We start from the raw sequence: 835 nt of genomic DNA on the forward strand, positions 1-835 counted from the left end.
TCATCATCCATTTCAATGAAGTCCTGGAGAAGGAAACCATTGTTGCCGGTGAGAGCTTGATGCTCACCAAAGGTGGGGCGCAAGAACCGTTCAGCTGGAAGCTGGATGGCAGTGCCTTGATCATCACTCCGGATGCCCCGGTGGAATATGGTGTGGAGTACGTAATTACCACCACCCCGGATATTACGGATCTGGAAGGTAACCCCTTGCAGATGCTGGATACCCTGGAAGGGGATAACAGCCTGGACTTCAGCCTGCCGGAGTATGTGGTCAATGATCCGGACGATGTGCGCAGAGGCCCATTCGCAGCCACCGTCTACCCGGGCTTCCCCTGTGCCAGCAGTAATGCCAGCCAGGCCGAGATTGATGCCGGCACCCAAGGCGTGTGCATCTCCTCCAACGAGGAAAGTGCGCAAGTGGAAGTGGATGAACTGCCGATTGTGGATCTGCCCGCAAACCGCTCCATTCGTGTGCGTTTTTCCCAGAACATGGATCCGGCAACCATCCTCCTCGGCGATACCTTCCTGGTGCAAAAAGACGAAGGCGGCAGCTGGGTCGACGTGGAGGGTGAACTGGTGCTGGACCCACGCGCGCTGACGTTCACACCAGAGCAAGCCTGGGAAGAGGGTGCTCTGTANCGTTATGTGATGACATCCAATGGCGGTGGCACCGGTTGTGCGGGTATGTGTTCGGTGGATGGTCTGCCGCTGCAGACAGCGCTGTTGCTTGGGGCTGGCCAGAAAGAAGGGGGCCCGGACATGGAGATTCTGTTCCAAGTCGGGCCGGCGGCGACCACCGTGTTCCAGGAACTGGCCAACCTGCCCAGTGCCGATGT

Annotated in this window: 1 protein-coding gene; it reads left to right on the forward strand. The window is 58.3% G+C overall.

Going from position 1 to position 835, the window contains the following annotated elements:
* Positions 1–835, forward strand: an 835-nt coding sequence (locus A3754_RS23985; RefSeq protein ID WP_197468829.1) for an Ig-like domain-containing protein, incomplete at both ends; no start/stop codon positions are given.

The sequence above is a fragment of the Alcanivorax sp. HI0083 genome (assembly GCF_001635175.1).